Below are 26,720 nucleotides of genomic sequence, written 5' to 3'. Positions count from 1 at the left end.
AAGGGTCAGGGCAGGACGAAGACCTGGCCGGTCTGCGCGCCCTCGACCGATCGGACGTACGCCGCGGCGACCTCGCGCAGACCGGCCGGTGGGAAGCCGGGGAAGAAGTCCCCGTACTTGTCGAGGTCCTCGGTGAAGACCGAGGGGGAGACGGCGTTGATGCGCCGGGGCGCGATCTCGACGGCGGCCGCGCGCACGAACGCCTCCACCGCGCCGTTCGCCATCGACGCGGCGCTGCCCGTGACGACGGGGTCGCGGGCCAGCACGCCGGTGATGAGGGTGAAGGAACCGCGTTCGGACACGTGCGGCAGGCCCTGGCGCACCAGCTCGATCTGGCTGAGCACCTTGCCGTCGAAGGCCGCCCGGTAGTCCTGCGGCGTCATCTCGGGGAACGGCTTCCAGGGGACCTCGCCCGCGGCGCTGACCACGGCGTCCACCGTGCCCACCTCGGCGTACAGTTCGGCGATCCGCGCGGGGTCGGAGATGTCGTAGCGGAGGTCGCCGCTGCTGCGGCCGACGGAGAGGATGTCGTGGCCTCGCCCGAGCAGCGTCTCGCGGACGGCGGTGCCCAGCGTGCCGCCGGCGCCGATGATGAGGATCTTCATGGCGCCGACGTTACGGCGACCGGGCGCCGACTGGGAAATGGTCAGCGGGAGGCGCTGGTGGAGGCGGCGGGTCCGGGGTGGGCGGCCGGGGCGCGGCCGGGCAGCAGCGGAGTCACGGCGAGCACGGTCACGAGGAGCACGGTGACGAGCCAGAAGACCCCGTGGAAGCCGGTCACCACGTCCGCGGAGGTCTGCAGGATGAGGGTGACCAGGGCGATGCCGAGTGCGGCGCCGAGCTGGTTGAGCATGTAGAGGACCGAGCTTCCCTGCGCGACCAGCGGGCCGGGCAGGCTCCGGTAGAGCGAGCCCATCGTCGGCGCGCTGAAGCAGCCCATGCCCAGGCCGATGGTCAGCGCCGCCAGCACCGGCCACGCCTGGCTCGTGCCGGCGGCGACCTGGGTGAAGACCAGGGCGCTGATCGCGGCCACGATCGCGCCGCCGGCGGCCAGACCGCGCGCCCCGATCCGGTCCGACAGGCGTCCCGCGAGCGGCATGGCGATCGCGCCTCCCAGGCCCACCGGCGCCATCAGCAGCCCGGCGGCGAGCACCCCGAGGTCGTGGGCCTGCTGGTAGTACAGCGGGAGCGCGAACAGGGCCGCGAAGTTGGCCAGCCCGCCCAGGCCCATGATGGTGACGCTCGCGCTGAACCCCCGGCCGGCGAACAACCGCACATCGATCAGCGGCGGCGTGCGGCGAGGGCCGAGCGAACGCAGAAGATAGCCGATGATCAGGACGAGGCCCGCGGCCAGCGGCAGCAGCGCCTGCCAGGCGGTGAACGCGCCGTGCTCGGCCGTCTGCGACAGGGCCAGGACGAGCGCGGCGAACCCCGGCGCGAGCAGGGCGAGCCCCAGCACGTCGAGCCGGACCGCCGGCTGTCCGCCGGCCGGCGGGTCCGCGGGCAGCACGCGGACGGCCAGCAGGTACGCGACCAGGCCGACGGGCACGCTGAGCAGGAACATCCACCGCCACGACAGGCTGCCCAGGACGGCGCCGCCCGCGATCGGCCCCAGGACCGGGCCGAGGGACAGCACCACGCCCATCAGGCCCATGACGCGGCCCGCGCGCGCCGGTCCGGCCGCGCGGGCCAGCAGGATCAGCACCAGCGGGTCGAGCAGCCCGGCCCCGAAGCCCTGCAGGGTGCGGAAGGCGATCAGGCTGCCCGCGTCCCAGGCCAGGCCGGCGGCCAGCGACCCGGCGATGAACACGGCCAGGCCGACCAGCCACAGACGCCGCCCGCCGTACTTGTCGACGGCCCAGGTGGTGAAGGGGATGGTGGCGGTGACGGCGAGCAGGAAGCCGGTGGAGGCCCAGCCGACCGTGCTGAGCGAGGCGTCCAGGGTGCTCGCCAGGGTCTCGGTGGCGACCGCGGCCATCGTGCTGTTGAGGATGCCCAGCAAGCCGCCGAGCAGGACGACACCGATCAAGGCGAGGAGTGACCTGTCCAGGCGGTCATCCGGAGAATTTGAACTCACGGGTTCAAACTAGTGATCCCGTGGATTCAGCGCAACCGGCTCGTTCAGACGCTTGAACCAGTGAGTACAATCGAGGCATGGCCACGGCACGCGGACGCATCGACAAACGGCAGGCGATCCTCGACGGCGCGTTCGCCGTGTTCGCCCGGCAGGGCTACGCCCAGGCCTGCGTGCAGGAGATCGCCGATGAGGCCGGCGTGGCCAAGCCCACCGTCTACAACCACCTCACCGACAAGGCGACCCTCTTCAGGCACGCGATCCAGGCCGCGGCCGACAGCGTGCTGGACCAGCGGCTCGCCGCGCTGACGCCGCTCGGCGAGCCCGGCCCCGACCTCCTCGCCACCCTGGAGGAGGTCGGCCACCAGCTGGTGCGCCTGCACGCCGACGAACGCGCCTGCGCGCTGCGCCGCCTGCTGTACGCGGAGCTCACGCACTTCCCCGACATCCTCGACGTCGTCGTCGAGAGCGGCCCGCACCGTCTCAGCCAGGCGCTGGCCGACCGGATGGCGCGGCTCATCCTCGCCGGACGGCTCCACGCCGCCGACCCCGACCAGGCCGCCGAGCACTTCCTCGCCCTGCTCGTCGGCCCGCTGGAGGCGCGCTCCCGGATGGGCACCCGCCCGCTCGGCGACGCCGAGCTACGCGACATCGCCCACGCCGCCGCCCGCACCTTCCTCCAGGCCTTCGGCGCCGAGGAGTCAGACGGCCGTGCGTGACCACTGCTGGTTGGTGCCGGTGTTGCACGGATACTGCTTGAGGATCGCGCCGTCCGCGGTCGACGCCGCCGGCACGTCCACGCACTTGCCGCTGTGCCGGGCCCGCAGCTGGAAGTAGGCGCCGCCGGTCACCATCTGGAACTGCTGGTTGGTGCCGGAACCGCAGGTGTACTGGATGAGCTCGGCGCCGTCGGCGCTCGACGCGCTGACCACGTCGAGACACTTCCCGCTGTGGCGGCTGATGACGCGCCAGTAGCCGCCGCCCGCGTCCTGGAACCGCCACTGCTGCCAGGCGCCGCCGTTGTACGCGTACTGGCCGACGCGCGCGCCGTTGTCGGTGTTGGGCTGCTGGACGTCCATGGCCTTGCCGCTGTGCCGCACGTCGATCCGGTAGTAGGTGGTCGGGGTGGTGCCGATGGTGTCGCCCCAGGCGTAGCGGATCCGGTCAGAGCCGGACGGGTTGCGCACGGTCAGGTTGAGGTCGGTGCCGCTGCCGGTCAGCGAGTACATCGAGTAGTGGTCGTACCCTGAGCTGCCGGTCGGCTTGCCGCCGAGCGCGGGCCAGTAGGTGCCGCCCATCTGGTTGTCCCGCATGACCTGGGCCATGGCGCGGATGTGGCGGACGAAGTTGTCGGTGCTCGCCGCGTCGGCGTAGTCGAGGCCGGTGGCCATCGGCGCGCCGAACTCGGTCGCGACCGCGCGGGAGGCGCAGTTGCCCAGGCGCGTCTGGATGTGGCCGCGGAAGGCGTCGTAGGTCATCGCGCTGTAGAAGAAGGCGTAGTGGTGAAAGGACAGCAGCGTCGAGGCGAAACGGCTGTCGTCGCAGACGTCCCGCAGGTCCTGGCTGTAGCCGGTGCCGCCGATGAGCACCCGTCCCGGCGGTGCCGAGGGGTGCTGGGCGAGCCAGTTCGCCGCCACGTCGCGCCACTCCGCCGAGGAGTAGCCGTGCGGCTCGTTCATCGGCTCGAAGTAGACGTTGCCGTTCGAGCCGTACGCGGAGGTCACGCCGGCCCACATCGCGTGCCACGCGGCGAGGTCGGTGATCCGGCCGCCGGAGGCGGCGCCGTCCTCCCAGTAGGCGAGGATGACCTTGAAGCCGCGGGCGGTGGCGGCGTCGATGGCGCCACGATAGGCGTTCCACCAGGTCGTGTTCGCCACGGTGTGGGTGTTGACGGGCAGCCGGACGGTGTTGACGCCCATGGTGGCGGCCATGTCGTCGTAGAGGGCGTCGGCCTTGGCCCGCACGGTCGCGTTGCTGTCTGACTGGCTCAGGCCGTGCAGGACGAGCGGGCCGGTGCTGAAGTTGTCACCGAGCACGGCCCAGTTCATGCCGCGGAACTGGCTGGTGGCGGCCTGGGCGGGCGGTGCGGCGACGACGAGGCTCGCGGCGGCCACCACGAGGGCGGCCAGCGCGGGGAGTGACGATCGGATGCGACTCATGAGGGGGTCCAATCAGCCGGGTGCTTCAGACCTGGGTGCGGCTCCACTGCTGGTTGGCGCCGGAGCCGCAGGCGTACTGCTGGATGTCGGCCCCGTCGCCGGTGCCGGAGCCGACGACGTCGAGGCATTTGCCGCTGTGCCGGGCGACGAGCCGGAAATGGCCGTCGACGGCCTGCCACTGCCATTGCTGGTTGGCGCCGGAGCCGCAGGTGTACTGGATGACGTTCGCGCCGTCGGCGGTCGACGCGTTCGCCACGTCCAGGCATTTGCCGCTGTTCTGGTTGACGACGCGGTAGTAGCCGCCGCCGGCGTCCTGGAACTGCCACTTCTGGTTGCCGCCGCCGTTCCAGCTCCACTGCTTGATCTCGGCGTTGTTCGCGGTGGAGGCCGAGATGACGTCCATCACCTTGCCGCTGTTGCGGTTGGTGACGCGGTACGCCGGAGCCGGGGCGGGCACGTCGGCCACGGGCAGGATCGTGCCGTGCCGGCAGCCGGGGCAGGCGATCTGGCTCAGGCCCGACCAGGAGTTCAGGTTCGCGCTGGTGGCCGTCCAGATGCCGCCGTTGGTGTACTTGTCGATCCAGATGCGCCAGGAGCCGTCGCCCATCCGCAGCACGGCCGGCCCCTCGTAGCCCGAGGTCCACAGCTGGCCCTGGTTGCTCCAGCCGCTGGTGAGGCTCGCGCTGGTCCAGTGCTCGATGTACTTGGAGGTCTCGTTCTTGGTGAAGGCGTGGTAGGTGCTGCCTGATTTCACCACGTAGGTGTCGATGTAGTTGTGGCCGAGTCCGCCCATCTGCACCGGTCCGCTCCAGGAGGTGAGCGAGCTGTTCTGGGCGGTGAAGACGTACGGGCGGAAGCAGTTGGAGCACGTCGTCTGGGCGATGCTCACGATGATCCGGACGGTGCCGCCCTCGACGTAGAACTCGGGCGCCCAGGTGAACCGCGTGTCGGCGACGCCGGAGCCGACGCTGGCCACGTGCGTCCAATTGACCAGGTCGGGGCTGGAGGCGATGTTGAAGGAGGTGGAGTTCGTGGTCCACGACTGCACGGTGTGGGCGATGTAGTAAAGGCCGTTGTGCTGGATGACGCTGGGGTCGCGGAGCACACCGGACGGTCCGCGGTAGTTCGTGTCGGCCAGCACGCCGAAGTTCGTGCCGTCGGCCGAGGAGTAGACCCAGAGCTCCTGGTCGGCCGCGGCGTCTCCCTTGAACGTGGTGTACACGTAGCCGGGGGCGGCTTGCGCGGGCGTCGCGACCGCGACCCCGGTGGCGGAGGTGAGCGCCACGAGGCAGAGCCGCGCCAGCCATCGTCTGACTCCGAGCTGTCTGTTCACGGGCGACTCCGCGTTCTCCGGACATTCTTGTTAGCGCTAACATCAGGCCGCCGAATTCATCGGCGTTACGTCGGCGTAACCTCAGTGTGTTCGCGCTGATCGAGCCGGTCAATACCGAGGTCGGAGCCCGTCTCGTGGCCGGGTATTGACATTCCGGCCGCCAAGGTCAACGATCTGCGGAAACACGCTGTAAACACACATGTGACCTCCGAGGAGCGGGTGTTAACGTCAACATCCCGCCTTGGTCCCATGCCCGGCCGCCGGATCAGAGGGGAAGTCGACCAGCATGAACCCCCGGCTCGTGAGCCTGCGCCGCTCGATCGCGGCCGCCCTTCTGCTCGCCGGCGCCTTCGTCGGCCAGGCCGCCGCCACCGCCCCCGCCGGGGCGGCCGGGGCCGCTCCGATGACCATCACCAACGGCACCCAGTTCCTGGACACCGGCGGCAACGTGCTGCACGCGCACGGCGGCGGCGTGCTGCGGGAAGGCGGCTACTACTACTGGTTCGGCGAGAACCGCAATCCCGACAGCACCTTCCGCGCGGTCTCGGTCTACCGGTCCACGGACCTGAAGAACTGGGAGTTCCGCAACAACGTCCTCACCCAGTCGTCGCACTCCGAGCTCAACGTCGCCAACATCGAGCGACCGAAGGTGATCTACAACAGCTCCACCGGCAGATACGTCATGTGGATGCACAAGGAGAACGGCTCCAATTACAGCGAGGCCCGCGCCGCCGTCGCCTCCTCAGCGACCGTGGACGGCAATTACACCTACCACGGCAGTTTCCGTCCGCTCGGGCACATGTCGCGGGACATCACGCTCTACAACGACAACGGCACCGCCTACATGATCTCGGCCGCCGACGAGAACTACGACCTGCACATCTACCGGCTCGCGCCGGACTATTTGAATGTCAGCACGCTGGTGGGCAATTTCTGGAACGACGCCCACCGGGAGGCCCCGGCCATGTTCAAACGGGGAAGCGTCTATTTCCTGCTGACCTCGGGAGCCACCGGGTGGAGCCCGAACCAGGCGCGTTACGCCACCGCCTCCGCCATCTCCGGCCCGTGGTCCGGATGGACCAACGTCGGCAACGGCACCACGTTCAACTCCCAGCCGACGTACGTGCTGCCGATCCAGGGCTCGTCGACCACCGGATATCTCTACATGGGGGACCGGTGGGCCGGGGCATGGGGCGGGCCGGTGAACGACTCGCAGTACGTCTGGCTGCCGATCACGTTCCCGTCCGCCACCAGCATGAGCCTGACCTGGTACCCCCAGATCACCGTCGACACCGCCACCGGCGTCATCACGGGCAGCGGCACCACCCCGTACTACCGGATCACCGGGCGCGGCAGCGGCAAGGTGATGGACGTCGTCAGCTCGTCGACGGCGAACAACGCCGAGGTGAAGCAGTACGCGTGGAACGGCGGCGGCAACCAGAAGTGGGAGTTCCAGGACGTCAGCGGTGGCTACTACCGGCTGGTCAACCAGAACAGCGGCAAGTGCCTGGACGTGGCGAGCGCGTCGACGGCCGACGGGGCGAACGTCATCCAGTACACCTGCGGCTCCGGCGCCAACCAGCAGTGGCAGTGGGTCGCCACCGGCGGTTACTTCCAGCTCCGTGCCCGGCACAGCGGCAAGTGCCTGGACGTGGTCAACGCCTCCACGGCCGACGGTGCCGACATCCAGCAGTACGCCTGCGGCGGCGGCACCAATCAGCAGTGGTCGCGTACCCAATCCTGACCGGGGATCAGGCGATCTCGACGTGATCCAGCTCGGCCCAGCGCGTCTGATGCTGCAGGCGCAGGATGTTCCAGCCGGCGGTCAGCGTGAGCGGGGCCGAGACCTCCGTCCAGTGGTCCCAGCCCCGGTCCGGGTAGTTCAGGGTGAACCGCGTGCTCCCGTTCACCGTCACCAGGTGCTGCGCGTCGCCGTAACCGGCGGCGTAGGTGACGTGCGCGGTGTAGGCCCCGGCGACCGGCGCGAACACCCGGACGTCGACCCAGCTGTCCGCGTGGTCGATCTTGGCTGCGACGGCGCCCTGCGACGCCCCGGGCACGCCGCTCCGGACGACGGCACGGTAGAGCGTGCCGCGCTCCGCCTCGTACCGGACCCTGCTGCCGCGGACGACCGGATAGTCGCCGGCCCACCCCAGCGCCGCGGTGTACAGGTGGCGGGCGTCGCCCACCCAGCCGTGGAAGAAGGCACGGCCGCCGAGCACGTCGGTCCCGCCGGGTCCCCGCACCGCGCCGTCGAAGGTGGCGGTCGTCATCAGCGGCCGGTACGCCTTGGTGTAGCGGCCGGTGAGCGTCGGTGAGACGGCGTAGCCGGTGAAGTAGCTGTTGCCGGTGTAGGAGCCGCCGGAGTAGAAGAGCACGTACTGGGAGGGCCGCTTGACGAGCACCGGCGCCTCGATGACGCCGGCCTCCTCGGGCCGGTCGTTACGGATCAGCTCGGTGCGGCCGCCGACGAAGGTGACGCCGTCCTGGCCCACCTGCTGCAGCCAGAGGATCGTGGGCCGGCCGACGGCGTTGCCGTCGTTCTTGTAGAGCAGGTATCTCTTACCGTCGGTGTCGACGAAGCTGGACGGGTCGATGTCGCCGCCCTCGCCCGCGTCGCAGACCAGCGGCGATCCGCTCGTGGGCCGGAAGGGGCCGAGCGGGTCCGCCGACGTCGCCGCGCCGATGCACATGCGCCCGGTGGCGGTGCTCGGCCCGGTGAAGTACATCAGGTAGCGGCCGTCGGCGAGCCTGGAGACGTCGGGCGCCCAGAACCCGCCGCCGCCCGCCCACGACGGCTTGGCGGGCAGGGCGTCCCCGCGCACGGTCCACGGGCCGGTGGCGGTCGGCGCGCTGGCGACCGGGATGCGTCCGCTCCGGCTGCTGGTGGAGTAGGCGTAGAAGGTCGAGCCGACGCGGATGACATCCGGGTCGGGGAAGTCGGAGCGGATCACGGGCGCCGGAGCCACGGCGGCCGCCGCCGGGTTCGCGCCGATGGCGGGCAGGCAGGCGGTGGCCGCGGCGAACGTCAGGAAGAGCCGGCCGAGCAGTCGCATGAGGAGCCTCCGATCACAGGTACGGAAGCGGCGGGTGAGCCGTTCAGTCACGAGTGAAAATTCCCGGCCGCGGTGTCCAACAGGGGTTCGGACGCACCCGGACGGGCTCGGCCTCCCGCGGACCGGCCGGGGAACGTGTCACTTGCGGGAAAGGATGCGGCCCCTGAACCTCGGGTGCTTGGTCTCCCAGTAACGCCAGCCCTCCACCCGCGCGGGCACGTTCGCGATGCCGCGGTCGATGAAACGGTGACGGCAACTGCCGAGCACCGACCAGGCCGACCAGCCGATGCGGTAACCGAAGACGCGGTACCGCATGTTGCCGTACCTGCCCTTGCTGATTTCCTGCGTGTATTCATGGCCGGCGAAGACCATGTGCCGTTCCTCGAGGTGCGGGATGCCCAGCCGGCGCAGGTTGCGCACCACGTCCCCGGTGGTGATGGAGATCTGCCGTTCGTTCTCGGTCTCCAGGAAGGCGAGCACCTCGTGCTCCCGCGTCACGCTCACCGTCATCGAGCCGCCCGGCCCGTCGATGAAACGGGTGTGCGGGATGAAGAAGTTGCGCGGCGAGAGCCGGTGGATCTTGTAGAACGTCCTCGGCTTGCAGATCCGGTGATGGTGGTGGTGATCGTCGTCGTCCCAGCCCCACTTCACCCGTACGGCCGGGGACGGCGTCGTCGTGGCGGTCGGGGCGGGCGTCGGATCGGCGCCGGCCGCCGGGGAGAGGGAGGCGACGAGGACCGTCGAGACCGAGCCTGCGACGATCATCATCGCCGATCTCCGGACCGTACGACGTCGTGCTGTGCGGGCGGTTCCTGATGTGCGCGTGAACATAAGGGTGAACATTCCTTTCAGGCCGGGACCGTACGATGCTCGCAGCGGACACGAGTCGTCACCCGGCGGCGCGCCGCCGCTTTCTTTTGGTGCCTGGAAAGAATGGTCGACAAAGAAGCCAAGGCGTTAATTCCGGAAGAATGATGACCGGATAAGCGGGTGTTGTGCGGTCACATCCTTTGTGTCGTCATCATGATGACTCGTCAGGACAATTCACCGGCGTCGACCGCGTCCACGACGACGGCCGATCGGCGCCGGGGTCGGCGGCCGGGCCGTCGCGTGGACGGGTGGCGCGGTTCTTCACACGTTCTGGAGAGGGGCGGCCACGCGCTCGTGATCGGGCGGGTCCGGTGCCTCCCCGCATTCCTCCAGCCGCCGGAGATCCTCCTGGAGCGGCAGATCCTCTGGATGGGTCAGCCGCAGGGCGGTGAGCTTCTCCGATCCGCCGGGACCGCGTTCGTAGCGGATGAAAACGCCCTGCTGGGCGACCCGGCAGAACACTCGATATTTCGACAGTCCCAAGATCTCGCGAAGTGCCATGACGGCGAGCAGGACTATGGAGATCAGCACCGGACCTGCGGCCGGCATGATCTGCGCCCAGGGAGTGTTCGCCTTGACCAGCTGAAGGACCGAGTAGCTGCCCAGGACGGCCAGTCCGATCACGCCGAGGGATTTGGCCAGCACACTGGCCCGCCACAGAGCCGGGACGGACTCCGGCTGCGTTGGCTCTTGCTTCGTCATCATCATGCTTTCCGGATGGGCGTGGGGTCGTCCCCCCCGAGATCAATAACGTCCTGACCGCCGGAGCGGTCCGCGACGTATGAAAGGCGGCGTTGCCCTTTCTGCACGATTTCTGCACGATGCGAGCGCAGAGTCGCCGAGTACTGGTGTTGCTTACCCCCTCTCCCCTTCGTGCGGGAAGTTCGATATATTGATCACTCTGTGTAATAAACTGTATGTCAGGATTGTGAGGCGGTCAATGCAGGAAAATGAACGCGTATCCGACACCTCATCGGCCGACCCTATAAGCGCCGTCGCCGCGGCCGTAAGCCGGAACGTGCGAACCTATCGGACGAATCTTCAGTGGACCATTGATCAGCTTGCCGCCCGGGCCCGGGTGAGCAAAGGGATGATCGCCCAAGTGGAGCAGGGTAAGACCAACCCGAGCATTGCCACTCTTGCCCGATTAGCGAATGCTCTCGGCGTGAACATCGGAACTCTGGTCGAGTCAGAGCCGCCCGAGACCGCCCAGATCGTCACCGCCGAGCAAGGGGTCAAGGTCTGGACGGGGCAGCCGGGCACGGTGGGGAAGCTGCTGGTCTCCAGCCAGGGCGCCGACAACACCGAACTCTGGGACAACACCATCGCCTCGGGTGACGCTCTGCACTCCGACCCGCATCCGACCGGCACGCGTGAGCTCCTGCTGGTGGTCGAAGGAGAGCTGACGATCGACGTGGGGGGAGTCGCCTACACGCTCCAGACCGGCGACGCGGCGGCCTTCCGGGGGGATCAGCATCACGCTTACCTGAACCCGTCGGCGGAGCCGGTGCGCTACAGCCTCACCGTGGTATGGCCCAATCCCCGGGGCGCAAGCGATCCGGAACCTCAGGCGGCCCACTGAAGCGCGCGCCCTCTTCGCCGGAGACGCGAGAATTGTCGGATTGGTGTGGTGTCGGGGAATGCTTTTCACCTGCGAGGAGACTCCCGCAAAAGGTCGTCCGTGCGCTGAATAGGGGGCCCTGGCGCACCCGCCATTGAAGTGAGATAATCTCACCAAAGCTGCGACGCTAATGGGATTCTTTTGAATCGCTGAGACGATCAAGCTCGTCGTGGTCGACTGGAGAGGCAGACATCACGTGGGCGAGTCGCTTCGTCGATGCTTCCGTCCTGCTCCATGGGGGTGCTGATCATGAATAGGGCTGACTGGCTGGAGCGGGCGTCCGCGGCGATAGACAAATGGGAAGCGTCGTTCGGCCCTTATCGCCCGCACCCCTCTCTCAGCGTCACGGACGCCGACTTCGCCGCGGTCTTCTCCGACTTCTGCACGCGGCTTGAAAACAACTACCCCTATTTTCACCCGACGTATGCCGGCCAAATGCTCAAGCCGCCGCACCCGGCCGCGATCGTCGGTTATCTGACCGCCATGATGATCAACCCGAACAACCATGCTCTGGACGCCGGTCCCGCGACCGCCCAGATGGAGAAGGAGTCCATCGTCCAACTCGCCGAGATGTTCGGCTTCGGGTCACATCTGGGGCATCTCACCAGCAGCGGAACCATCGCCAACCTGGAGGCGCTCTTCGTCGCCAGAGAGTTGCATCCAGACCGCGGCGTCGCCTACAGCGCCGACGCGCACTACACGCACGGCCGCATGTGCCAGGTGCTCCGCATGGAGGGCCACAAAGTGCCGGTCGACGCCTACGGGCGGATGGACCTCGACGCGCTGGAGACGCTGCTGCGGACCGGGCGGGTCGGCACGGTCGTCCTGAGCGCGGGCACCACCGGTCTCGGATCGGTGGACTCCATCCATGAGGCCCTCGCGCTCCGCGCTCGCTACGGGGTGCGGCTGCACATCGACGCGGCGTACGGGGGATTCTTCACGCTTCTGGCAGGCGCCGAGCTCCCGGCCGACGACTGGCGCGCCATCGCGTCGTGCGACTCGGTGGTCATCGATCCGCACAAGCACGGACTCCAGCCCTATGGCTGCGGGGCGGTGATTTTCGCGGACCCGACGGTGGGGCGCTTCTACGCGCACGACTCCCCGTACACGTATTTCACCTCGCAGGAACTCCACCTGGGCGAGATAAGCCTGGAATGCTCGCGGGCCGGCGCCGCGGCTGCGGCGTTGTGGCTGACGTTCCAATTGCTGCCGCCCGTCCGGGAAGGGCTCGGCGCGGTGCTCGCCGCCACCCGCAATGCGGCGTCGCTGTGGGCGAAGGCGATCGAGCACTCCCCGCGCCTGTCGCTTTATCAGGAGCCCGATCTCGACATCGTCACCTATCTTCCGCGGGTGGAAAGCATGTCCGCGATCGACGAGGTGGCCCACCGCATGCTGGCGGAGGGGATGTCGGACCGGGAATCCCCGATATATCTCAGCACGCTGCGGGTGAGCGCCGACGATTTCGCCAAGCGGGGCCGGCCCGTCGTCCGCGACAGGCCGGACGCGCGCATTCTCCGGAGTGTTCTCATGAAACCCGAGGCCGAACAGCACATCGAGGACCTCCACACGCGCGTCGAGCGGCTGGCCGCCGACGTGGTCGGCTGAGAGTTCTTTTCGCCGGGGACAGTGTGACTCAGGGCAACCACAGTCGCCGCTGTGCCGGTTCTTCCGCACTGTCGCGTCGCTCTTCACGGTCGAATATCGCGTTTTACGCGCGACAAATCCGGGGCCCTGAACAATGCCTTGACTGGTCTGCTGAGCCGCTCTCATCATTGAGCCTGTCGGCGTATCAGTGTGGAGCATGCCATGGACTTGCGACAAGTCGACCTGGCCGATCCGGACAACTTCACTGATGGACGGACGCCGTGGGGCATGTTCGATATTCTCAGGCGCGAGGCACCAGTATATTGGAATCGTGACAGATTGCACGGGGGCGGCTTCTGGGCGGTGACGCGATATACGGATGTCTATCGTATCAATAGGGATCCGGAGCTTTTCTCGTCGGCGCGTCGCGGCGTGCATCTGGAAGATCTGGACGACGAACAACTCCGGGCCCGCCGTTCCATGATCGAGACCGACGGCTCCCGGCACCGGGCGCTGCGTCACCTTCTCCAGGCCGACTTCTCACCCGCCGCGCTGCGTGCGCACGCGCCGACGGTACGGGCCATGGTCCGCCAGGCGTTCGACGACCTTCCCGAGCACGAGACCGTCGACGCCGTCACCCGGATCTCCGACAGGATCCCGCTGCGGGTGCTCGCCTATCTTCTCGGTATCCCTGATGAGCACATTCCGATGATCCTGTCGTGGACGAGCCAGATGCTCGGGCCGGTGGACGCCCCGGACGGGGAGGGGCTCGAGGAGGGCCGCCTCGACGTGGACCGACGCCTGCTGCCCTACGGCCGGCCGGCCGCTTACGAGGCGATCGCGTACGGGCGCGCCCTCGCCGAGCAGCGTCGGCGGCACCCCGGCGACGACCTCATCAGCCGGTTGCTCTTCCGCATTCCCGCTGACGGCGCCCTGCTGACCGACGTCGATTACGACAACTATTTCATTCTCCTTCTGACGTCAGGCCACGAAACGACGCGGCACGCCATCACCCATGTGCTGCACGCCATGAGTGAGCGCCCCCATCTGCTGTCCACGCTCCGCGCGCGCCCGGACCGGATTCCGGCCGCGGTGGAGGAGTTCCTGCGGTGGAGTTCTCCCGTTTACCACTTCCGCCGAACGGCGACCCGGGACGTCGAGCTCCATGGTCAGCGCATTTCGGCCGGGGACAGAGTGGTGATATGGCTGGCGAGCGCCAACCGGGATCCTGCGGTGTTTCCCGAGGCTGATGAGGTGCGGTTCGATCGGCCTTATCGCGGTCATGTGGCCTTCGGGCGCGGAAGCAGGCACGTCTGTCTCGGCGCCGCTCTCGCCCGGCTGGAACTGACGATTTTCCTCCAGGAGGCGGTCAAGCGGATCGAAAGCGTCGGGGCGGCGGGGAAAGCGCGGTGGCTGCGGTCGAACTTCCTCCACGGGATGACGTCGCTGCCCCTCGACATAGCCCGGCAGAACTAGGGGCACCGCTCGAAGTCGCTGCACAGGTAGCTGGAAGGCGGTGCCGGCCGGCCGGTCGACGTCCGGGTGCGCGAGGTCCACCACGAGCCTGGAAACGGCGTCCGGGGAAGCGCGGGGGGAAGGAGAGCCCGCTGGGGTGGTGGTCGTCGCTCGCCCCGAAAGCCCGGCCTGGGCGGGGATCCGGGGTCGACGTCGGGGTTGTGGGGGTTCCGCTTGGTGGGGGTGGGTGCGTTTCGGGCGGCCCGTGACAGTGGTTCGCAAGGGGGCCAGGGTGAAATATGGGTCATCTCGACAGGCGTAAAGGCGGAGGATCGTGCGCGGAAGTACGACATGTCCGGACTGTGGTGCGATGGTGGTGTCCGGGCCGGGACCTCAGGAGCCGGTGTCCAGGTGCCCCAACTGTGGGCTCTCTCTGCAGGGGCCCGCCGCGTTCGAACTCTGGCAGGTGGACCAGGCGCTCACCGGGCTGAGGGATCAGCAGACGCGGTTGCAGACCCGCCGCACGGAACTGCTCGCGGTGCTGCGTGCGGGGGGTGGGGTGCCGTCCTCTACGGGTGCGACGCCTCCGTCCGGGGGTCCGGTGCCTACGTCTGGGGGTGGGGTGCCTCCGCACGGGGGTGCGCCGCAGGTTCCGGGGGCGCCGCAGCTCCACCAGGGGCCGCGTTTCCCAGGAGGGCCGCAGGTTCCGAGGCCGCCGTACCCCGGTGGGCCGTACCCCGGTGGGCCGTACGCCGGTGGGCCGTATCCCGGGGGGTCGTATCCCGGGGCCGGGGATCCGGGGCGGGAGGTTTCCGCGGCTGCCGGGAAGAACGTCCTGCTCATCCTCGGTGGGCTGCTGCTGACCGTGGCCGCGGTGGTGTTCACCGTGGTGAGCTGGGGTCGGCTGGGGATCGGCGGGCGGGCGGCGGTGCTGGCCGTGTTCACCGCGCTGGTCATGCTGGCGCCGGTCCTGCTGGTACGGCGGAAGCTCACGGCGACGGCTGAGACCGTGGCGGGGTTCGGGGTGGTGCTCCTGCTGCTCGACGGGTACGCGGCCAGACAGGTGGGATTCCTCGCCGTCGACGCTCTCGACGGGCTGCACTACACGGCGGGGGTGTTGGGGCTCGTCGCGCTCATCCTGGTGGGCTACGCCCGGGTCACCCGGCTTCGCGGGCCCGCTCCGGTCGCCGTGGTGCTGGCACAGCCGGTGCTGCCGCTGCTGGTCCTCGAGGTGTCGGGGGTTTGGCTGGTGACGGTGCTGGTGGCCACCGCGACGCTGGACGTCGTGGTGGTCCGTTACGCCCGGGGAGCGGTACGGGTGGCGGCGGCCGTGTGCGGGGGCGGGGTCGCCGCCTTCGCGCTGCTGGGCGGTGGGACGTACGCGCTGAGCGCGCCGTCGGTGGGGGATGCGGCGGTCAGGGTGGTGCCGCTGGCGGCGCTGGCGGTGCTCGGCGGGGTCGTGACGTGGCTGCTGGTCAGGCAGGGTAAGGCCGAGCAGGAGATCGGGGCCGCCGCGGTCGCCGTCGGGACCGCGCTCACGGTGATCGTCGTCCCGGCCGCGCTGGTGCAGGCGGCGCTCGTCGGCCCGGCCGCCAGCTGGCTTTCCCTGGCCTATCTGGTACCGGCTCTGGCGGTGGCGCTCGCCGCCATGTGGCTGCCCTGGCGGAAGGCACGGTCGGCGTGCGTGGCCACCGGTTGGCTGGTGGCGCTGGTGGTGACGCTGACGCTGGTGCCCCGGCTCGCGGTCACCCTGGCGTCACCGCTGGCCTGGCTGGACGTGCTCTGGACGGGCACGTGGCACGGCGAGCAGTGGCGGCCGTTCGCGATGGCGTCACCGGCGGACACGGTGGTCCTGGGCGCCCTGGCCGCCGCCCTCCTGACCACGGCCGTACTTCTGCGACGCCCGGCAACGGAACTCCGGCCCAACACCCCCGCGCCCGGCGCTGCCGCTCCGCAAGGAGTTGCCGCCCCCCATGGCGACAGCGGCCCGCATGGGGCTGTCGGCCCGGAAGGCCCGGAAGGCCCGGAAGGCCCGGAAGGCCCGGAAGGCCCGGAAGGCCCGGAAGGGGCTGCCGCCCCGCACGGCGACAGAGGCCCGCACGGCCCTGCCGCGCCACATGGGGCTGCTGGTCCGCAAGGTGCCGGTCCGCAAGGTGCCGGTCCGCAGGGTGCCGGTCCGCACGGCGCTCCCGGTCCCTACGGGGCTTCCGGTTCCGAGGGGGCTTCCGGTTCCCACGAGGCTCCCGGATCGCACGGGGCTGCCGGTCCTTACGGGGCTGCCGGGCCACAGGGCGTCGGCGGGGCGCCGGGCGCTGGTTGGACGTTCGGCCATGGCGGGGGTCGGGGTGACGTCCACACCGGAGCTTGGCTGGTGAAGGTGGCGGTGTGGGGGGCGCTGGTGGCCGGGGCGCTGATGGTCGCCGTTCTGCCTGAGGCCTTCGGGATGCCCTACCCGGTCGCGGTGGCGGTGCAGGTCGGGTTGGCCGTCGGGCTGGTGGTGGCCGCGACGCTGGGCCGGGCGGCGTGGTGGGCGGTGGCGTGCGCGCTGGTGGCCGGGGCGGCCGCGGCGCGGGCGGTGGCGTACGCGTTCGGCAGTGAGCCGGCGACGCTGGTCGTGCTGCCGATCCTGGCCGGGGCGGCCGTCGCGATGGCGTTGCCGGCCAGGGTGCGGGGGCTGCGGGCCTGGGGGCTGGGCGGCGCGGCGGTGTTCCTGGGGCTGGAGGCGGTGGCGGCGGGGTTCTCGCTGGGCCTGCGCGTCCTGGTCGCGGTGAGCGTGGGGGTCGCGGTGGCCGGGGTGCTGGTGCTGGTCAGGTCGCTGTGGGCGGGCCCGGGAGCACGCGGTCTCAGGTACACGGGCATCGCCCTGCTGTTGCTGGCGTCCTGGCTGCGGCTGGCGGCGGACGAGGTCACGGTCGTGGAGGCGTACACGGTGCCGTGCTCGCTGGTCCTGCTGGGCTTCGGCTGGCGGCGGCGGCGCGGTGACGCGCCGGTGTCGTCGTGGGCGGCGTACGGTCCTGGCCTGTCCTTCACGATGCTGCCCAGCCTGCTGGCGGTCTACGCCGATGCCGAGTGGCGGCGGTCGCTGGCGCTCGGTGTGGTGGCGCTGGTGGTGCTGCTGGCCGGGATCCGGTCCCGGCTCCAGGCGCCCACGGTGCTCGGGGCCGTGGTGGTGGCTGGGGTCGCGGTGCGCGAGCTGGGTCCGTACGTGTCGGAGATGTTCCTCGCGGTGCCGCGCTGGGTGCCGATCGCGGTGGGCGGGCTGCTGCTCGTGGTGGTCGGGGCGACGTACGAGGCGCGCATCCGGAACCTGCGCCGACTGCGTGACACGTTGGGCGCGATGAAGTGACGACGCGACGGAGCGAAGAAGGGCGGGTGATCAGCCAAATCTTCATTACCTACAGGTAGTGTGGGTTAGGTGGACACCTCATCGATCGCTGTCGTCGGCGGCGGCGCGAGCGGCGCTCTGACCGCCATCCACGTGCTGCGGCTCGCCCGCGCCCGGCGGACGCGGGTGGCCGTCACGCTCATCGACCAGCACGGCCGGCACGCGCTGGGCCAGGCGTACGCGACCACCGATCCGTACCATCTGCTCAACACCCGGGCCGACCGGATGAGCGCCGTCGAGGGCGCGCCGGGCCACTTCGTGAGCTGGGCCCGCGCCGCCGGCCTGGACGCGAGCGAGGCCGGCTTCCTGCCGCGAGCCGTCTACGGCCGCTACCTGCGCGAGGTGCTGGCCGCCTCGGCGGAGCCCCCGGCCCGCGCGCTCCACCTGATCACCGGCACGGCCGCCGGCCTGGAAGGCGACCGCGCGGTACGCCTGGCCGACGGCCGCCGCGTCGCCGCCGACGCGGTCGTCCTCGCCCTCGGCAACCGGGCCCCCGCCCCGCTGCCCGGGGTGCCCGCGCATGCCCGCCACGTCGCCGACCCGTGGGCCGCGGGCGCGCTCGCCGGGGTCGGCGACGGCGCGTCCGTGCTGGTGCTGGGCACCGGGCTGACCATGGTGGACGTGGCTCTGACCGTGACCAGGGCCCATCCCGGCACCGTGGTGTACGCGCTGTCGCGGCGCGGGCTGCTCCCGCGCGCCCACCCGCCCGTCCCGGCGACGCCCGTCCCGGTGGTCTTGCCCGACGGGCCGTTGCGGGTCGCCGACCTGCTGCGCGCGGTGCGTCGAGCCGTACGGGCGAACGCGGGCGACTGGCACGGCGTCATGGAAGGGCTGCGCCCGCGTACGCAGGAGCTGTGGACCCGGCTCGGCCCCGGCGAACGCCGGATCTTCCTGGACCGGGTGGCGCGCTACTGGGAGGTCCACCGGCACCGCATCCCGCCCGCCTCGGCGGCCGCCCTCGCCGAGCTGCGCGACTCGGGCCGGTTGCGGCTGCTGCGCGGCGGCCTGGCCGGGGCCGTGCCCGCCGGGACCGGGCTGCGGGTCCGCGCCGAGCTGGACGGCACGGTCCGCGAGCTCGACGTGGGCTGGCTGGTCAACGCCACCGGGCCGCGCCCTGACGTGACGTCCGACCCCTTCCTCGCCGGTCTCGTGTCCACCGGGGCGGCCCGGCGCGACGCACTGGGCCTCGGCCTGGACGCGGGCCCGGACGGCGCGGTCAGGGACGCGAAGGGCCGGCCGGGTGAGCGGGTCTTCGCCGTGGGGCCGTTGCTGCGGGGCAGCTTGTACGAGACGACCGCCGTGCCCGAGATCCGCGCGCAGGCGGCGGCCCTCGCGCCGCGCCTTCTCGAAGCCGCCCGCGTCCCACGCGCACGGCTGACGGCGTGACCTCCCAGATGATCAGCCCAGATGATCAGGCCGGACGGTCAGGTCAGATGGTCAGGTCAGATGGTCAGGCTAGATGATCAGGATGGCGGCGCTCAGCAGCGCGGGGATGGCGATCCGCACCCACGACCGCGCCCCGCGCGGCGTGAACGGCACGCCGCGCCAGCGCAGGACGGACGCCAGCAGCAGGCCGGCGCCGAGCGCCCACGCCACCGGCGGGATGATCGCCCAGATGCCCACCACCCAGGCGAGGACCAGCGAGAACACGCCCCACATCAGCTTGGCGACCCCGGCCGTCACCTCGTAGGGACGGTGCCCGAACCACGCCTCGGCACCGGGGCTGAAGATCAGCACCAGGGTGATCGCCAGCATGAGGAAGGGTAGCGAGCCCTCCCGGTCGGTGGGGTCGGCGCCCAGCAGGCGCAGCGCCATCGGCTCGATGTCGGCGTCGGTGTTGCCGAGGACGACCACCACGCGCCCGGTGCCGCGGTCGAAGCCGGCGAAGCTGCGGAAGCCGCCCGTGCCGCCGTTGTGCCAGGTGACGGTCGAGTCGCCGAAGACGGTGGTGTACCAGCCGTAGCCGATCCGCTGCTTGCTCGTCTCGGTGAAGCGCGGCTCGGCCGCCGCCGCGCCCGGGGCGGTGCCCTTCCTGACGGCGTCCACGAGGGTGGCGAGGTCGCGCGCGGTGGACCAGACGCCGACGCCGGCCGGCAGGTAGCCGTCGCCGCGCCACGGGTCCATCGCCAGGCCGCCGGCCTTGGAACCGTGAGCCCGGCCCGGGGGCAGCGGGTCGTCGGAGCGGAGCACCGTGGTGGACGACATGCCGAGAGGGCCCATGATCCGGGTGCGCAGCAGTTCTTCGTACGGCATGTCCTGGGAGTGCGCGAGCGCGAAGCCGAGCACGGCCATGCCGATGTTGGAGTAGGAGACCTCGCCCCTCCCGGACGGCGAGGTGGCCGCCGCGTCGGCCAGGAGCTCCTCGCGGCCGGTGCCGGCGTACGGGTCGAGCCCGGTGAGGTTGGACAGGTAGCTGAGCGCCAGCAGCTTCGGCGTGAGCGGCACGCGCGGCAGCCCGGCGCGGTGTGAGGCCAGCTCCGCGAGCGTGACGTCGCCGAGCTCCCGCCCCTCGAACCCGGCGTCCGGCAGCACGTCGCGCACCTTGGCGTCGACCGGCACGTCGAGGTCGGCCAGCAGCATGCCGGTCATGGTCTTGGTGATGGAGCCGATCTCGAACGGCGTGTCGGCGGTCACGGGCGCGGAGTCGGGCCCGCCGGTGACGCCGAGGCCCGCCAGCCGCACCCGGCCGCCGTCGATCCGGGCCACGGCGAGCCCGCGGAAGGCGCCGTCGCCCGCGGCCTCCCGGACCGCGCGGGCCAGCTCCGGGTCGCCGGTGCTCTCGGGCCCGAGCGTGGGCGGGCGCGGGGCGATCAGCATCGCGAGCGCGCCGGCCGCGAGCGCGGTGGCCAGGGCCCACCACTTCTTCGCGCCGGGGCGCGTGCGGCGTAACGTCAGCATGGGCCGGTCAAGGCCCCGCCGCGCGCCGACAGGTCTGCAACCAGCACCATCACCATCAGCGCGGGCCCCTCCTCGGCCGATCGTCGTCGTGCTCCGACACTACCCCGCGTTTCACGCTCGGGTCGGCGACGTTACCCGGCCTCTTGGCGAAAGTCGACCGGCGTGTCAGCCTAAGCGCGTGTCCTTATCGCGCCGAGCTTTTGTGACGCTGGGATTACTCGGGGCCGCAGGCTGCGTGAGCAGGCCGCCGACCACGCGCCGGCTGAGGCTGGCGACCGGGACGGCGGGCGGGCTGTACGACGCGCTGGGCAACCGGTTCGCCGCCGAGCTGACCCGAAGAGGGTTCCCGACCACGCCGATGCCGAGCACGGGCAGCATCGAGAACCTCACCAGCCTGGCCGAGAACAAGGCCGACCTCGGGCTCGCGCTGGCCGACAGCGCCGACTTCTTCGTGCGCCGGCAGGGCCGGCCCGTCTCCGCCGTGGCCCGGATCTACCTCAACTACGTGCACCTGGTCGTGCTGGCCTCCTCGCCCATCACCTCCGCGCACGACCTGGAGGGCAAGCGCGTCTCCGTCGGCCCCGAGAGCTCGGGGACGCACCTCACCGCGCTCAGGGTGCTGCAGGTCCTGCGGCTGAAGGTCACCGAGAGCGACCTCGACCTGGACGGCTCGCTCAAGGCCCTGGAGCAGGGGACGATCGACGCGCTGTTCTGGTCGGGCGGCGTCCCCACCCCCGCCGTGGCCGCCCGCCGCGGCCTGCGGCTGGTGCCGCTGGACGACGTGGTGCTCCCGCTGCGCCGGGCGTACGGGCCGTTCTACGAGATCGCCCTGGTGCCCACCGGCGTGTACGGGGCGACGCGGCCCGTCCAGACCGTGGGCACGCCGAGCTATCTGGTCTGCCGCGTCGGGCTGCCCGAGGACGTCGCCTACGACGTGACCAGGATCCTGTTCGAGAGCCGCGACCAGCTGGGCGCGCCCGACGCGCCGGGCATGGTCCTGGTCAAGCGGTACGCGATCACCACCGGTGTGGTGCCGTTGCACGAGGGCGCGGCCCGCTACTACCGCGCCGACTACGGCTGAGCGGCCGCCGGCTTGGCCTGGGCGAACTCCACCACCAGGCCTTGCGGGTCGGCCGGCAGCAGGCGCAGCGTGCCGCCGCTGAGCCGGGCCAGCTCGGCGGCGATCGCCAGCCCGAGCCCGCTGCCCGGCACGTTGACGTGCTCGGCCGACCGCCAGAACCGGCCGAGCGCCTCACCGCGCTCCTTGGTGGTCAGCCCCGGCCCGTTGTCCTCGATGCGCAGCGTGCCGCCGCAGAGCGTCACCGACACGCGCCCGCCTTCCGGTACGAACTTGTGCGCGTTGTCGAGTGCGATGTCGGCGATCCGGATCATGGCCGTCGGTCCCGTCCAGGACGACGGCAGGTCGGCGACGAGGTCGATGTCCTGGGCCGCGTACACCTCGCGCCAGGTCCTCAGCCGGACGGCGAGCTGCGCGGCCACGTCGATCTTCTTCACCACGCCGACCGCCTCGGTCCTGGCCAGCGCGAGCAGGTCGTCCACAAGCTGGGCCAGCCGTGACGCCTCGGAGAGCGCCTCCTCGTACTCCTCCTTGCCCTCGTCCGCCAGGTAGGGCTCCAGGTTCTCGATCCGCAGGATCAGCCCGGTCAGCGGGGTGCGCAGCTCGTGCGAGGCGTCGGCCACGAACGCGCGCTGCCGCTCCATCGCGGAGGCGACCGCGTCGCCCATCGCGTTGAAGCGTTCCTGCAGCTCGCGCAGCTCGGAAGGGCCCACCTCGGGCACGGCGTGGGTGTCGTGCCTGCCCTCGGCGATGGCCTGGGTCATCCGGTCGAGCTCGATCACCGGACGCATGATCCACCGGGTGAGGCGTCTGGCGGCCAGCACGCCGTACCCGAGGGAGATCAGCGCGGCCAGCGCGAGCGTGCCCCACATCACGGTCACGTCACGCATGGCCTGGGCGGCGGGGGCACGCAGCAGGGTGACTCCGGACAGCTGCGAGCCGCTGCCGACCGGCTGCGCGATGAGCACGGTGCTCGGGCCGAAGGGGGTGATGGGAGGCAGGCTCTCGGTCATCCTGCCGGACAGGGCCACCCTGACCGCCTCGCGGTCGCCGGTGACCATCGTGCCGGCCCTGGCGAGGACGTTGCCCTCGCGGTCGAGGACCTCGACGGCGGCGCCGTACAGGTCGGCGTAGCGGTTGATCTCCTCGACCAGGACCCTGAGGTCGCCCAGGCGGATCGCGGAGTCGGCGAGTTCGGTGATGCGGTGGGTGTCGGCCCGCCGGTCGAGGAGGAGCCGGTTGGTGCGGTGGGTGGAGTAGGCGAGCCCGAGAGGCACCGCCAGTGACGCGATCATGAGGACGATCAGAGTCGTGAAGGTGCCGACCAGCCTGCGTCTCACCGTACGCCCAGGCGGTAACCAGTGCCGCGCAGGGTCTCCACCAGCTCGGGACGACCGGTCTTGGCCCGCAGGCAGGCCACGTGCACGTCGAGGGAGCGCGAGGCCGACAGGAACGGGTCGCCCCACACCTCGTCGAGGATCTCCTCACGGCTGCGCACCACGCCGGGCTGGCGGGCCAGCAGCGCCAGGACCTCGAACTCGCGCCGGGTGAGCGAGATCGCCTCGCCGGCCACGGTCACCCGCCGCGCGGCCAGGTCGATGCGCACGTCGCCGACCTCGACCACCTGGTCGCCCGGCGGCAGCGGACGGGTGCCGCGGCGCACCACCGCCTCGATCCGGGCCAGCAGCTCGGCGGTGCGGAAGGGTTTCACGAGATAGTCGTCGGCCCCGCCGCGCAGGCCGCGCAGGACGTCGCGCTCGCCCGAGCGGGCGGTGAGCACGATGACGGGGACGGCTGACGCGCGGCGCAACTGCCGCAGCACCTCCATGCCGTCCATGTCGGGCAGCCCCAGGTCGAGGAGAACGAAGTCGTTCTCTCCGGCCAGCCGGAGACAGCCGTGAGCGCGGGCCACGCGCTGGACGACGTTCCCGTGCCGTTGGAGTGCGGTGGTCAGCGCCGCGGCTAACCGGTCATCGTCTTCTACGAGGAGAACACGCACGATTTCAGTTAAGCACGAGCCGCTATTTCGTTTGAGGCCTTTTCCTGCCGGGATAGCGGTACGTCACGGGTTTCCCGCATCGTCAGGTACACGAGCAGGGAGACCGCCGCGCAGCCGGCCACGTACCAGGAGAAGCCCGACTCGATGCCGTGGCCCTTGAACCACCTGCTCACACGCTCGGCGGTGCTGCCGAACAGAGCGGCGGCGATCGCGTACGGCAGCGCGATCCCGAGCGCCCTGACGTGGGTGGGGAACAGCTCGGCCTGCACCACCGCGGTGATCGAGGTGTAGCCGGTGACGACGACGAGCCCGGTCAGGGAGAGCAGGAATGCCTGGCCGGCGCCGGTGACGGCCGGCAGCGCCGTCATCAGCGGCACGGTGCCCAGCGCGGCGCCGACGCCGAAGGCGATCAGCAGCGGGCGGCGGCCGATCCGGTCGGACAGCGCCCCGGCAAGCGGTTGCAGGCACATGAAGACGAGCAGCGTGCCGAAGCTCACCAGCGAGGCGGTCTCCTTGGTCAGGATCGCGGCGTCGACCAGGTAGCCGGTCAGGTAGGAGGTGCAGGCGTAGTACGCCACCGTGCCGCCCATGGTCAGGGCGATGACCAGCAGCACCTCCTTCTTGTGCCGGCACAGGGCGCGCAGCCTGCCGCGCTCGCGCTCGGCGCCGAACTCCCGTTCCTCGCCGTACGCGTCCGTCTCCAGCAGGGTGCGCCGCATGAGGAGCACCACGACCGCGCCCAGCGCGCCGACGACGAACGGGACGCGCCAGCCGTAGGACGCCAGCGCCTCCTCGGACATGGCGTTCACCAGCACGAGCTGCAGGCCGAGGGCGACGAGCTGGCCGGCGGTCATGGAGACGTACTGGAAGCTGGAGACGAACCCGCGCCGTCCGCGCGGCGCGATCTCCGTCAGGTACGTGGCGCTGGCCGCGTACTCGCCGCCCACCGAGAGCCCCTGGAGTACCCGGGCCACCACCAGGACGGCCGCGCCGAGATAGCCGGCGGTGTCGTACGAGGGCGCCACGGCGATGAGCAGGGCGCTGACCGACATGAGCGTCACGGTGAGCGTCAACGCCGCCCGGCGGCCGTTCCGGTCGGCGAAACGGCCGAACAACCACCCGCCGACCGGCCGTATGAAGAAGCCCACGGCGAAAATCACGGCCGCATTGCGTAACTGCCCTGTGACATTTCCTTCAGGGAAGAAGGAGGCCGCGAAGTAAACGGCGAAGCTGCTGTAGACAAACCAGTCGTACCATTCGACCAAATTGCCGGCGGAGCCGCCGATCACAGCCTTCCACGGTGTCTTCCCTGCTGCTGTGCTCAATGCGACCCTCCAGGCGGCCCAGAAATCGACATTCCAGGGAGGTTTTAGCCTGGGGTCTGAGAGGGGAACCCGGATCTAACACACCTTTAACGCGTGAAATCATGCCGGGTTAATGTCACCGTTCACCCTGGCCGAACGGACTCCTGCGTCGGCTATGCCGCCATTCCTGTCCGGCTCCTAGCGTGAGAGGTCAACCGGGGCGAGGAGTCCTCCCGTGACGAGCTTCCAGACCGCGTCCGCCGCCTCGGCGGGCGCGAGCTTCTCCATGATGATGTCCTCGCGCAGGCTTCCGAGCACCTTGATGATGATCCTCGCGTGCAGCCCCGGCTCGACGTCGGGACGGAACGCGCCATGAGCCACCCCGCCCCGCAGGATCTCCACGAGAGGTGCCTGCAACCGTTCGACGTGCTCGCGGAAGGACGACATCGCGGCGGCGGACAGGTCGGCCTGGTCGATGGTGGCCCAGCTCAGCCGGTGCCGCTGCTCGGCGAACAGGTCGAGCTGGGTGTCGATGTAGCCGCGCAGGCGGTGCAGCGGGTCGCCGGACTGCGCGCAGATCGCCTCAAGCCGGTGGCTGCACGCCGCGACCTCGCGTTCGACGTGCGCGAGCAGGGCGTGCTCGATGCTCGGGAAGTACTTGTAGACCGTGGCGCGCCCCACGCCGGCCCGCTGGGCCAGCGCGGACATGGAGGACTTGGCGGCGCCCTGCTCGGCCACGAGGTCGATCGCGGCGTCGATGATCCGCTCGCGGTAGCGGGACCGGTGCTCGTCCAGCGCGTCGTCCCAATCCATCTCCACCAGCCTCCTAATACACAGTGTATTGACACGAGTCAGAGTGCCTACGAGAATTGCTGGCAATCCCGAAACGTGACTGCCCAGGCTCAAGGAGAGTTTGGCATGGTTGTTTCATCATTAACCCATCCCGATGAGCAGGCGGCCATACGCTGCGAGGGCCTGAAACGGAGGTTCGGCTCGACCTGGGCCGTCGCAGGCGTCGACCTCACCGTACCGGCCGGGCAGATCTACGCCTTCCTCGGTCCCAACGGCGCAGGGAAGTCGACCACCGTCAGAATGCTGTGCACGCTGCTCGCCCCCACCGAGGGCCGCGCGGTCGTGGGCGGCCACGACGTGATGAAGGACCCGCTGCAGGTGCGGCTGCGCATCGGGGTGGCGTTGCAGTCGACGGCGCTCGACGACACCCAGACCGGCCTGGAGTCGCTGTGGTGCCAGGGCCGCTTCTACGGCATGCGCAAGCAGGAGATCGCCCGCCGCGTCGACGAGCTGCGCGAGCTGGTCGTCCTGGACGACGCGCTCGACCGGCGGGTCGACACCTACTCCGGGGGCATGCGCCGCCGCCTCGACCTGGCCATGGCCCTGGTCCACAACCCGGAGGTCCTCTTCCTGGACGAGCCGACCACCGGCCTGGACCCGGCGAGCCGGATGCGGCTGTGGGAGGAGGTGGGACGGCTCAACCGCGAGCACGGCACCACCATCTTCCTCACCACCCAGTACCTGGAGGAGGCCGACCAGCTCGCCGACCGCATCGGCATCATCGACCAGGGCGTCATCGTCGCCGACGGCACCGCCGAGGAGCTGAAGAGCGGCGTGGGCCGCGACCTCGTGGTCGCCCAGGTCAGCGGCGACCTCGTGGCCGCGCACCGGGCGCTGGCCGACGAGCCGCTGACGCGCTCCGTCGACGTGCTCGACGACGAGATCAGCGTCGCGGTCGACGACGGACCCGCCGCGCTGAGCGTCGTCGCCCTCACCCTCGCGAAGGTGCCCGACGTGGACGTACGCGCGATCACCCTGCGCCGGCCCACGCTCGACGACGTCTTCCTGTCCTTCACCGGCCATCACATGCCCGCGCAGCAGGTCTGAAAGGG

At 70.4% G+C, this 26,720-nt stretch carries 21 protein-coding genes; 9 read left to right on the top strand and 12 right to left on the bottom strand.

What is annotated here, in order from left to right:
• Nucleotides 1–5: 5 nt before the first annotated feature.
• Together ACGFI7_RS22545 and ACGFI7_RS22540 are read right to left on the bottom strand one after the other, a co-directional pair.
• Nucleotides 6–605 carry a short chain dehydrogenase gene (locus tag ACGFI7_RS22545; RefSeq protein WP_393407514.1) on the bottom strand — a complete coding sequence of 200 codons (600 nt, stop codon included), beginning with the start codon at nt 603–605 and terminating at the stop codon, nt 6–8.
• A 41-nt stretch (nt 606–646) separates the two neighbouring features.
• Complete coding sequence (locus ACGFI7_RS22540; protein ID WP_393407512.1) at nt 647–2,029, bottom strand: DHA2 family efflux MFS transporter permease subunit; 1,383 nt, start codon at nt 2,027–2,029, stop codon at nt 647–649.
• Between the two features lie 125 nt (nt 2,030–2,154).
• On the opposite strand from ACGFI7_RS22540, the gene ACGFI7_RS22535 reads away from it, so the two are divergent.
• Entirely contained in the window at nt 2,155–2,793 is a 639-nt protein-coding gene (locus ACGFI7_RS22535; RefSeq protein WP_393407510.1) for a TetR/AcrR family transcriptional regulator, read from the top strand.
• On the opposite strand, the gene ACGFI7_RS22530 is transcribed toward ACGFI7_RS22535, so the two are convergent.
• Nucleotides 2,776–4,233 carry an RICIN domain-containing protein gene (locus tag ACGFI7_RS22530; protein ID WP_393407508.1) on the bottom strand — a complete coding sequence of 486 codons (1,458 nt, stop codon included), beginning with the start codon at nt 4,231–4,233 and terminating at the stop codon, nt 2,776–2,778. The genes ACGFI7_RS22535 and ACGFI7_RS22530 overlap by 18 nt on opposite strands.
• Nucleotides 4,234–4,258: 25 nt before the next feature.
• Nucleotides 4,259–5,566, bottom strand: coding sequence for an RICIN domain-containing protein (locus ACGFI7_RS22525; RefSeq protein ID WP_393407506.1), 1,308 nt, complete (start codon nt 5,564–5,566; stop codon nt 4,259–4,261).
• Nucleotides 5,567–5,852: 286 nt separating this feature from the next.
• Here ACGFI7_RS22525 and ACGFI7_RS22520 point away from each other — a divergent pair, with 286 nt between their 5' ends.
• The gene (locus ACGFI7_RS22520) at nt 5,853–7,310 is read left to right on the top strand and encodes an RICIN domain-containing protein (RefSeq protein ID WP_393407504.1); all 1,458 of its coding nucleotides are present in this window, start codon (nt 5,853–5,855) and stop codon (nt 7,308–7,310) included.
• Nucleotides 7,311–7,317: 7 nt separating this feature from the next.
• Here the strand turns inward: ACGFI7_RS22520 and ACGFI7_RS22515 are convergent, their stop codons facing one another.
• The 3 genes from ACGFI7_RS22515 to ACGFI7_RS22505 all read right to left on the bottom strand — a co-directional run bounded on the left by ACGFI7_RS22515 (nt 7,318) and on the right by ACGFI7_RS22505 (nt 10,200).
• On the bottom strand, nt 7,318–8,622 hold the full coding sequence (locus tag ACGFI7_RS22515; protein WP_393407501.1) for a family 43 glycosylhydrolase: 1,305 nt from the start codon (nt 8,620–8,622) through the stop codon (nt 7,318–7,320).
• Between the two features lie 138 nt (nt 8,623–8,760).
• The gene (locus tag ACGFI7_RS22510; protein WP_393407499.1) at nt 8,761–9,390 is read right to left on the bottom strand and encodes a hypothetical protein; all 630 of its coding nucleotides are present in this window, start codon (nt 9,388–9,390) and stop codon (nt 8,761–8,763) included.
• Between the two features lie 363 nt (nt 9,391–9,753).
• Complete coding sequence (locus ACGFI7_RS22505) at nt 9,754–10,200, bottom strand: hypothetical protein (protein WP_393407496.1); 447 nt, start codon at nt 10,198–10,200, stop codon at nt 9,754–9,756.
• A gap of 232 nt (nt 10,201–10,432) precedes the next feature.
• Between ACGFI7_RS22505 and ACGFI7_RS22500 the strand changes: the two genes are divergently transcribed.
• The 5 genes from ACGFI7_RS22500 (at nt 10,433) to ACGFI7_RS22480 (ending at nt 18,923) form a co-directional block, all read left to right on the top strand.
• Entirely contained in the window at nt 10,433–11,074 is a 642-nt protein-coding gene (locus tag ACGFI7_RS22500; protein WP_393407494.1) for a helix-turn-helix domain-containing protein, read from the top strand.
• A 273-nt stretch (nt 11,075–11,347) separates the two neighbouring features.
• Complete coding sequence (locus ACGFI7_RS22495; protein WP_393407492.1) at nt 11,348–12,718, top strand: pyridoxal phosphate-dependent decarboxylase family protein; 1,371 nt, start codon at nt 11,348–11,350, stop codon at nt 12,716–12,718.
• 201 nt (nt 12,719–12,919) lie between these two features.
• On the top strand, nt 12,920–14,173 hold the full coding sequence (locus ACGFI7_RS22490; protein ID WP_393407490.1) for a cytochrome P450: 1,254 nt from the start codon (nt 12,920–12,922) through the stop codon (nt 14,171–14,173).
• An 844-nt stretch (nt 14,174–15,017) separates the two neighbouring features.
• Nucleotides 15,018–17,498: an SCO7613 C-terminal domain-containing membrane protein gene (locus ACGFI7_RS22485; RefSeq protein ID WP_393407488.1), complete on the top strand. Its 2,481-nt coding sequence runs from the start codon at nt 15,018–15,020 to the stop codon at nt 17,496–17,498.
• Nucleotides 17,499–17,567: 69 nt separating this feature from the next.
• On the top strand, nt 17,568–18,923 hold the full coding sequence (locus ACGFI7_RS22480) for an FAD/NAD(P)-binding protein (RefSeq protein ID WP_393407486.1): 1,356 nt from the start codon (nt 17,568–17,570) through the stop codon (nt 18,921–18,923).
• A 69-nt stretch (nt 18,924–18,992) separates the two neighbouring features.
• Here ACGFI7_RS22480 and ACGFI7_RS22475 read toward each other — a convergent pair whose 3' ends face one another.
• Nucleotides 18,993–20,435 carry a serine hydrolase domain-containing protein gene (locus ACGFI7_RS22475; protein WP_393407485.1) on the bottom strand — a complete coding sequence of 481 codons (1,443 nt, stop codon included), beginning with the start codon at nt 20,433–20,435 and terminating at the stop codon, nt 18,993–18,995.
• A gap of 235 nt (nt 20,436–20,670) precedes the next feature.
• Between ACGFI7_RS22475 and ACGFI7_RS22470 the strand changes: the two genes are divergently transcribed.
• Nucleotides 20,671–21,516, top strand: coding sequence for a TAXI family TRAP transporter solute-binding subunit (locus ACGFI7_RS22470; protein ID WP_393407484.1), 846 nt, complete (start codon nt 20,671–20,673; stop codon nt 21,514–21,516).
• Here ACGFI7_RS22470 and ACGFI7_RS22465 read toward each other — a convergent pair.
• From ACGFI7_RS22465 to ACGFI7_RS22450, 4 genes are all read right to left on the bottom strand, one after another.
• Nucleotides 21,507–22,808, bottom strand: a complete 1,302-nt coding sequence (locus ACGFI7_RS22465) for a histidine kinase dimerization/phospho-acceptor domain-containing protein (RefSeq protein ID WP_393407481.1) — start codon at nt 22,806–22,808, stop codon at nt 21,507–21,509. The two genes, ACGFI7_RS22470 and ACGFI7_RS22465, sit on opposite strands and share 10 nt — an antisense overlap.
• 41 nt (nt 22,809–22,849) lie before the next feature.
• On the bottom strand, nt 22,850–23,512 hold the full coding sequence (locus tag ACGFI7_RS22460; protein WP_393407479.1) for a response regulator transcription factor: 663 nt from the start codon (nt 23,510–23,512) through the stop codon (nt 22,850–22,852).
• 8 nt (nt 23,513–23,520) lie between these two features.
• Nucleotides 23,521–24,801, bottom strand: a complete 1,281-nt coding sequence (locus tag ACGFI7_RS22455; RefSeq protein WP_393407476.1) for an MFS transporter — start codon at nt 24,799–24,801, stop codon at nt 23,521–23,523.
• A 213-nt stretch (nt 24,802–25,014) separates the two neighbouring features.
• On the bottom strand, nt 25,015–25,629 hold the full coding sequence (locus ACGFI7_RS22450) for a TetR/AcrR family transcriptional regulator (RefSeq protein ID WP_393408585.1): 615 nt from the start codon (nt 25,627–25,629) through the stop codon (nt 25,015–25,017).
• Between the two features lie 105 nt (nt 25,630–25,734).
• Between ACGFI7_RS22450 and ACGFI7_RS22445 the strand changes: the two genes are divergently transcribed.
• Nucleotides 25,735–26,715 (top strand): ATP-binding cassette domain-containing protein, encoded by a 981-nt coding sequence (locus ACGFI7_RS22445; RefSeq protein WP_393407473.1) that lies wholly within the window; start codon nt 25,735–25,737, stop codon nt 26,713–26,715.
• Nucleotides 26,716–26,720: the final 5 nt, after the last annotated feature.

The sequence above is a fragment of the Nonomuraea sp. NPDC048826 genome (assembly GCF_043198225.1).
Classification (GTDB): domain Bacteria; phylum Actinomycetota; class Actinomycetes; order Streptosporangiales; family Streptosporangiaceae; genus Nonomuraea.
The sequence above is the reverse complement of the archived record's forward strand: the minus strand, read 5'-3'. Positions and strand labels throughout refer to the sequence as shown.

Excerpts from the sequence above, each read along its gene's own strand:
- ACGFI7_RS22545 (WP_393407514.1), bottom strand. The coding sequence starts at position 605 with ATGAAGATCCTCATCATCGGCGCCGGCGGCACGCTGGGCACCGCCGTC.
- ACGFI7_RS22535 (WP_393407510.1), top strand. The coding sequence starts at position 2,155 with ATGGCCACGGCACGCGGACGCATCGACAAACGGCAGGCGATCCTCGAC.
- ACGFI7_RS22530 (WP_393407508.1), bottom strand. The coding sequence starts at position 4,233 with ATGAGTCGCATCCGATCGTCACTCCCCGCGCTGGCCGCCCTCGTGGTG.
- ACGFI7_RS22520 (WP_393407504.1), top strand. The coding sequence starts at position 5,853 with ATGAACCCCCGGCTCGTGAGCCTGCGCCGCTCGATCGCGGCCGCCCTT.
- ACGFI7_RS22515 (WP_393407501.1), bottom strand. The coding sequence starts at position 8,622 with ATGCGACTGCTCGGCCGGCTCTTCCTGACGTTCGCCGCGGCCACCGCC.
- ACGFI7_RS22510 (WP_393407499.1), bottom strand. The coding sequence starts at position 9,390 with ATGATGATCGTCGCAGGCTCGGTCTCGACGGTCCTCGTCGCCTCCCTC.
- ACGFI7_RS22505 (WP_393407496.1), bottom strand. The coding sequence starts at position 10,200 with ATGATGATGACGAAGCAAGAGCCAACGCAGCCGGAGTCCGTCCCGGCT.
- ACGFI7_RS22500 (WP_393407494.1), top strand. The coding sequence starts at position 10,433 with ATGCAGGAAAATGAACGCGTATCCGACACCTCATCGGCCGACCCTATA.
- ACGFI7_RS22495 (WP_393407492.1), top strand. The coding sequence starts at position 11,348 with ATGGGGGTGCTGATCATGAATAGGGCTGACTGGCTGGAGCGGGCGTCC.
- ACGFI7_RS22490 (WP_393407490.1), top strand. The coding sequence starts at position 12,920 with ATGGACTTGCGACAAGTCGACCTGGCCGATCCGGACAACTTCACTGAT.
- ACGFI7_RS22475 (WP_393407485.1), bottom strand. The coding sequence starts at position 20,435 with ATGCTGACGTTACGCCGCACGCGCCCCGGCGCGAAGAAGTGGTGGGCC.
- ACGFI7_RS22465 (WP_393407481.1), bottom strand. The coding sequence starts at position 22,808 with ATGATCGCGTCACTGGCGGTGCCTCTCGGGCTCGCCTACTCCACCCAC.
- ACGFI7_RS22450 (WP_393408585.1), bottom strand. The coding sequence starts at position 25,629 with ATGGATTGGGACGACGCGCTGGACGAGCACCGGTCCCGCTACCGCGAG.
- ACGFI7_RS22445 (WP_393407473.1), top strand. The coding sequence starts at position 25,735 with ATGGTTGTTTCATCATTAACCCATCCCGATGAGCAGGCGGCCATACGC.